Below are 6,765 nucleotides of genomic sequence, written 5' to 3' on the forward strand. Positions count from 1 at the left end.
GCCAGCTGGCACCGGGCCTCCCGCGCGCTCCGCATGTTGCGACGCGCCAGCGGCGCGCGGCGCCAGCGCCGACCGAGCCTGCGAGGTCGGTTGTCACGGAGAACGCGTGGGCACCCTGCGGACCGCCGGTTGCGTGACCCCGCATCGGGACCCGCAGTCTCGCACCTGGCGCGCGGGGAACCGCAACAGTCGTCGTCGGACGTTGTCCGGCGGCTGGCCCGCCGGTGATGCTGTCTGTGCACCGACCGCCGCGCCTCCCCCGGGAGGCCGGCCACGGTACCCCGATCGGTACCCGAACGGTCGACCCCAGGACGCCGTCGTCCGTCCTCGCCTGATCCGAGGACGGGCGGCGGTCCAGGTCGACGGAACCCGATCGCGTGGCCGACCCGAGCGGCGGTCGGTGCCGACCCGCTCCCTCCACCCCTCCCACCCGAAGGGATCCACGATGTGCGGCATCATCGCGGCCCGCGTCTCCGACGACGCCACCCCGTACCTGCTCGACGGCCTCGAACGACTCGAGTACCGCGGCTACGACTCCGCCGGCATCGCGGTGCGGACCGCCTCCGGCGGGACCGAGACCGTCCGGTCCGTCTCCCGCGTCGGTGACCTCCGCACGCTCGTCGCCGCCCGCACCGGGGACGCCCTCACCGGCACCGGCATCGGCCACACCCGCTGGGCCACCCACGGCGGCGTGTGCGAGGCGAACGCCCACCCGCACCAGGACTGCTCCGGCCGCATCAGCGTCGTCCACAACGGGATCATCGAGAACGCCGAGCGCCTCCGCACCATGCTCGAGGCGCAGGGACACGTGTTCCGGTCCGACGTCGACTCCGAGGTCATCAGCCACCTCGTCGAGCGCGCCCTGGCCGTCGACCACGACCTGATGCTCGCCGTGCAGATCGCCGCCGCGCAGCTCGAGGGCTCGTGGGCCGTCGTCGTCCTGGACTCCCGGACCGGCCGGATGGTCGTCGCCGCCGAGCGCTCCCCGCTCGTCGTCGCCCGGGCACCCCGCGGGGACTTCGTCGCGAGCGACATCGGCGCGATCGCCGAGTGGTGCGAGACCTTCGTGGCGCTCCGCGACGGCGACGTCGTCGAGCTCGGCGAGTCCTGGTCCTGGTCCTCCGACGGCGTCTCGGTCGCCGTGCCCTTCCCCACCCCGTCGCCGTTCGCGGCCGCCGCGCTCGACCTCGGCGACCACCCGGACCACATGGCGAAGGAGATCGAGGAGCAGCCGGAGGTCGTGGCCGGCATCGTCGAGCGCATCGCCTCCCGTGCCGCCGACGGCAGCATGTGGGTCGGCCTCGGACTCCCCGGGTTCCAGCGGCTCGCCATCGTCGCCTGCGGCACCTCGCTGAACGCCGGGCAGGTCATCGCCACCGCGCTGCGCGGCATCGGCGGCGTCCCCACCGACATCATCGTCGCCAGCGAGGCGGACCAGGTCGTCCTCGGCCCCGGGACCCTCGTCGTCGCGATCAGCCAGTCCGGGGAGACCGCCGACGTGCTGCGGGCCCTCGACCGGTTCGAGGACCGCTTCCCGGTGCTCGCCCTGACGAACAACGTGCACTCCTCGCTCGCCCGTCGTGCCAGCGCCGTGCTCGACTGCCACGCCGGACCGGAGATCGGGGTGGCCGCGACGAAGACGTTCACCGCCCAGGTCGTCGTCGGCGTCGCCGTGATGATCTCCGCGCTCGTCGCGTCCGGGCGCATCGAGCCGATGCACGCCGCCACCCTCGTGGCGTCGCTGCGCGACCTCCCCGCACGCCTGGCCACGGCCGGACAGGTCGCCGCCGACCGCATCCCGCTGCTCGTGTCGAGCGTGAAGGACGCCACGGGCTTCCTGTTCCTCGGCCGTGGCGTGGGGCTGCCGTACGCCGCCGAGGGCGCGCTCAAGCTCAAGGAGCTCAGCTACCGCTGGGCCGAGGCGTACCCGTCGGGCGAGCTCAAGCACGGCCCGCTGGCACTCGTCGACGAGGGCACCCCCGTCGTCGTCATCGACCACGGCGAGCACCGCCTGCAGGCCGCGATCTCCGAGGTCCGTGCCCGCGGCGGCTTCGTCATCACCATCGGAGGGCCCGGCTCGGACATCCCCGCGCTCGGGGAGACCGGGCCGTGGGGTCCGCTCGAGGCCGTCGTGCCCCTCCAGATGCTCGCCCGCGAACTCGCGCTGCAGCTCGGCTGCGACGTCGACAAGCCGAGGAACCTCGCCAAGTCGGTGACGGTCGAATAGCCAGGGAGACCCGCATGAACCGTCTGACGATGTTCCTCGTCATCCTCACCTCGGTGGCCGTCCCGGCGACGGTGCTCGCCGTCGTGCTGCTCCCCTCGGTGCACTCCTAGGCCGTTTCTGTCAGGGTGGCGGACGATGTCCTCTGCCTCCCTGGTCTTCGTCGCGATCCTCGTCGGCGCCGTGCTCCCCTTCGTCCCCGGTGTGGGGCGGGTGGCACGGATCGCCGCGACGATCGCGCACGAGGTCGGCCACTGCGTCGTCGTGGTGCCCTTCGGCGGGCGGATCCGCCGCATCGACCTGCGTGCCGACGGCTCAGGCGAGGCCTGGGTGCAGCTCGGCGGTGTCCCCGGCGGCATCCGGTGGCTCGTCCGCGTGCTCAACCTCTACGCCGGCTACAGCGCCCCGCTCTGGGCGGGCACGCTGCTCGTGACCGGGGTGCTCCACGGGTCCCGGTGGCTCCCCGTCGTGGTGCTCGGGGTGATCGGGCTCGTCGCCCTGGTGTTCGTGCGCAACTGGTTCGGGCTGCTCGTCGTCGTCGGGTTCGACGCGCTCGCGCTCTGGGTGGCGCTGCGGCCGTCCGAGGCCACGGTGCTCGTGGTCGCGGCCGTCGGCGCCCTGTTCGTCGTGGACGGGCTGCGGTCGGTCGTGCAGGTCGCACGGTGGCTGGTCACCGGTGCCCGCGTGCAGACGGACTTCCACATCGCCGCCGCGGAGATGCGACTGCCCGCCGTGGTGTGGTTCGTCCTGTTCGTGGTCGTCAACGGCGCCGCGGTGTGGCTCGCCCGCGGACCCCTGCTCGCCGTGTGGGACACCGTCGCGACGGGCGTGCGCGGCCTGGTCTGACGCAGGCGCGCGTCCGCGAGCGCCGCGCGAGCCCTGCGACGATGGACCCCATGCACGCGCCCGACGCCCTCGCCGAACTCCGCACCGCACCGCCCGACGCCGACCGCGACGCGTTCTCCGACTTCGTCACGTCCCACGGTGACGCCGCGCTCTGGCGCGAGGGTGGTCCCGAGCACCTCACCGCGTCCTGCTTCGTGCTGTCGCCCGACCTGTCCAACGTCCTGCTCTGCCTGCACCGCAAGGGCCGGTTCTGGGTGCAGTTCGGCGGACACCTCGAGCACGGCGACGTGTCGCTCGCCGACGCCGCTCGTCGCGAGGCCCGCGAGGAGTCCGGTGTCCCCGACCTCGACCTGGCGACGCCACGGATCGTCGACCTCGACCGACACGACCTGCACGGCGGTTTCGCCTGCGCCGCGCACTGGGACGTCGGCTTCGTCGCGATCGCCCGGCCCGACGTCGTCACGAGCGTGAGCGACGAGAGCGACGACGTCCGGTGGTTCCCGGTCGACGCACTGCCCGCCTCGCTGCCCCCGGGCTTCGTCGACCGGCTCGACGGCGTCCGGACGGGGTCCCGCGCCCAGAGCTGAGCCGCACGACTGACGTCCGCGGCGCATCCGTGTCCCCGACACCCGTCCGTTCCCGGACCTGCACCTGCACCTGCGGACCCCGAGGATCGCCGAGCGCATCCGTCACAGCCGGCAACGGACATCGACGTCCGGGCGGCAGGACAGGCGCGACGTAACCGGAGGCCGCATTGGCGTGTCCACGGAGCGCGTCCTGCGAGAGTACGGACACCACGTCCCGGAGGTGCCCATGTCGAACGACGACCACGGTTTCGCGACCGAGCAGGTCCACGGCGGGTTCGTGCCCGACGCCGGCCACGGTGCGCGGGTGCCCGCGATCCACATGTCCTCGGGGTTCCTCTTCGACGACTTCGACCAGGCCCGCGACCGCTTCGCCGGCACCGACGACGGCTACACCTACACGCGACTCGGCAACCCCACGAACGCCGACGTCGAGCGCCGGGTGGCCCTGCTCGAGCGCGGCGCGGAGGCGATCCTCGTCAGCAGCGGTCAGGCGGCGGCGACCGTGGCGTTCCTCGGGCTGCTCCAGGCGGGCGCCCACGTGGTCAGTGCCAGGAGCATCTACGAGGGCACCCGGGGGCTCCTGACCCAGAACCTCGGCCGGCTCGGCATCGAGGTCGACTTCGTCGCCGACGCCCGCGACCTCGACGCGTGGGCAGCGGCGGTCCGCCCGAACACGAAGGCGTTCTTCGCGGAGACCATCCCCAACCCGAAGAACGACGTGCTCGACATCGCCGGCGTCGCGGAGACCGCGCACCGGGCAGGGGTCCCGCTCATCGTCGACAACACCCTGGCGACGCCCTACCTCGTGCGTCCTGTGGAGCACGGCGCGGACATCGTGGTGCACTCGGCGTCCAAGTTCCTCAGCGGGCACGGCTCGGGCCTCGGCGGCGTGGTCGTCGACGGCGGGACGTTCGACTGGTCCGCCTCCCCCGACCGCTGGACGCACCTGACCAGCCCGGAGCGGTCCCTCGGCGGCCAGAGCTACGTCGATCGGTACGGCACCCGCGCGTACGTCGTGTACGCCCGGGACGTCGTCAGCTCCCGGATCGGCCCGACCCCCTCGCCGTTCAACGCCTTCCTGCTCCGTCAGGGCATCGAGACCCTGAGCCTGCGGATCGAGCGGCACAGCGCGAACGCGCTCGCGATCGCGGAGTGGCTGGACCAGCAGCCGGAGGTGACGAGCGTCGACCACGCAGGTCTGGCCTCCAGTCCGTACCACGACCTGGCGGAGCGGTACCTGCCCCGGGGAGCCGGCTCCGTGTTCGCCTTCACGCTCGCCGGCGGCGAGCCGGCCGCCCGTGCCTTCATCGACGCGGTGCAGCTGTTCAGCCGGATGACCCACCTGGGCGACGTGCGGTCCCTGATCCTGCACCCGGCCACGACGACGCACGCGGGGCGGACGCCCGAGGAACGTGCCGAGCAGGGCATCGGCGACGGCCTGATCCGGCTGTCCGTCGGGATCGAGGACGTCGCGGACCTGCTCCGCGACCTGGAGCGCGGGCTCGCCGCGGTGCGCGGCGACGGTGGGGCCGGCCAGGAGGCTCGGACCGCGCCCGCCACGGAGCTCGCCGCCCTGGGACACACGGTCCCGGCACAGCACGTGATCGCCGAGGAGATCTGACGATGGCCGACCTGCAGCACTTCGGGTACTTCTTCTCGCGCGGCTTCGGTCCGCAGGCGTGGGGACGGTCCGACTGGGACTGGGGCCACGACTGGACGAAGCCGGACCTGTACCAGCAGTCCGTGCGCGCGCTGGAGCAGGCGGGGATGGACCTGGTCATCGCGGAGGACGCGATCTCGCTCGGCAACCCCTCGACCCTCGACCTGCGGATCCGCCAGGCGTACGGCGGGCCGAAGCACGACCCGCTCCTGCTGGCGCCCTACCTGTTCGCCGCGACCTCGCACATCGGCATCGTGCCGACCGTGAACGCGGGCATCACGCCGCCCTACCTGGCCGCACGGCAGTTCGCCACGCTCGCCCACCTGTCGTCGGACCGCTTCGGCATCAACGTCGTGACGGACGTCGGCAGCGCGAGGCACGCCGGGCTGCCGCCGCTGCCCCACGACCAGGCGTACGACCGGGCCGAGGAGTGGATCACCCTGCTGCGGCGCCTCTGGCACTCGTGGGGCTCGGACGGGTACGTCGGGAACCGCGACGAATGGCGGTTCGCCGACGGTGCCGCGCTCGACGCGTTCCACCACGAGGGGGCGTACTTCACCGCGGACGGCCCGCTCAACGCCCTGCCGCTCGAGGCCGACCCGGTCGTGGTCTCCCCCGGCGGTTCCGGACGAGGCCTCGGGTTCGCCGGGACCCACTCGGACGTGCAGCTCGCACTGGCCCCGTTGTCGGCGTCGGCGGTGCGGGACTACCGCGCCCGTGTCATCGCCGCCGCGCTCGACGCCGGTCGGACAGCCGACGACCTGCGGGTCCTGTTCGTCCTCAAGCCCGAGATCACCGTCTCGACGGACGAGGCGGACCGGATCGTCTCGGCGTCGAGGCACCCCACCGACGAGGACCTGCGCACCGCCGCGATCGCGTGGTCGAGCGACTCCGAGACCGACCTCCTCGCGCTCGACCTCGACGCCCCCGTGCCCGCCGGCACCTTCGGGGACCACGTCTCCGCCGGCACGATCCGCGGGCTGCTCGGGGACACCCCGGACGCACCGCTGCGGGAGCTGCTGACCCGGAAGGCCCGCAAGGGACGGGTCTCCGAACGCTCCGGGTTCGTGGGCACCGCGGACGAGTTCGCCGACTTCATCGAGGAGCTCGGCGCGGACGCGGACAACGACGGGATCATCTTCTCGGGCGACCTGCACCCGGCGCAGGTGTACCGGATGTTCGGCGACCTGGTGCCGGTGCTGCGGCACCGCGGGCTGCTCCGGCGCGAGTACGGCGCGGGCGGGCTGCGGGCGAACCTGTTCGACTTCTGACGGGCGCGTCGCCGTCCGTGCCCCCGCTCTCGCATCGAGGGAGCAGATGACGTCGGGTCCGTACGACGGACTCGACGTGTTCTGCTCCCTCGACGGGCAGTGTCACTTCTTCTTGTCGTCCTTCTTCTTGGACTTCTTCTTGTCGTCCTTCTTCTTGTCGTCCTTCTTGGACGACTT

General features: G+C 72.7%; 5 protein-coding genes. All 5 read left to right on the forward strand.

The window, feature by feature from the left end; genetic code table 11:
* Positions 1 to 445 precede the first annotated feature (445 nt).
* The 5 genes from glmS (at position 446) to BIU98_RS02865 (ending at position 6,588) form a co-directional block, all read left to right on the forward strand.
* The gene (gene glmS / locus BIU98_RS02845; RefSeq protein WP_071271150.1) at positions 446 to 2,227 is read left to right on the forward strand and encodes a glutamine--fructose-6-phosphate transaminase (isomerizing); all 1,782 of its coding nucleotides are present in this window, start codon (positions 446 to 448) and stop codon (positions 2,225 to 2,227) included.
* Between the two features lie 135 nt (positions 2,228 to 2,362).
* A complete protein-coding gene (locus BIU98_RS02850; protein ID WP_071271153.1) occupies positions 2,363 to 3,070 on the forward strand; it encodes a M50 family metallopeptidase in 708 nt (235 codons plus the stop codon).
* A gap of 50 nt (positions 3,071 to 3,120) precedes the next feature.
* Complete coding sequence (locus tag BIU98_RS02855; RefSeq protein WP_071271156.1) at positions 3,121 to 3,657, forward strand: NUDIX hydrolase; 537 nt, start codon at positions 3,121 to 3,123, stop codon at positions 3,655 to 3,657.
* A gap of 226 nt (positions 3,658 to 3,883) precedes the next feature.
* Positions 3,884 to 5,278: an O-acetylhomoserine aminocarboxypropyltransferase/cysteine synthase family protein gene (locus BIU98_RS02860; protein ID WP_254787775.1), complete on the forward strand. Its 1,395-nt coding sequence runs from the start codon at positions 3,884 to 3,886 to the stop codon at positions 5,276 to 5,278.
* Between the two features lie 2 nt (positions 5,279 to 5,280).
* Positions 5,281 to 6,588, forward strand: a complete 1,308-nt coding sequence (locus BIU98_RS02865) for an LLM class flavin-dependent oxidoreductase (protein ID WP_071271159.1) — start codon at positions 5,281 to 5,283, stop codon at positions 6,586 to 6,588.
* Positions 6,589 to 6,765 lie beyond the last annotated feature (177 nt).

Source organism: Curtobacterium sp. MMLR14_010, from assembly GCF_001865015.1.
In the GTDB taxonomy this organism is placed as follows: domain Bacteria; phylum Actinomycetota; class Actinomycetes; order Actinomycetales; family Microbacteriaceae; genus Curtobacterium.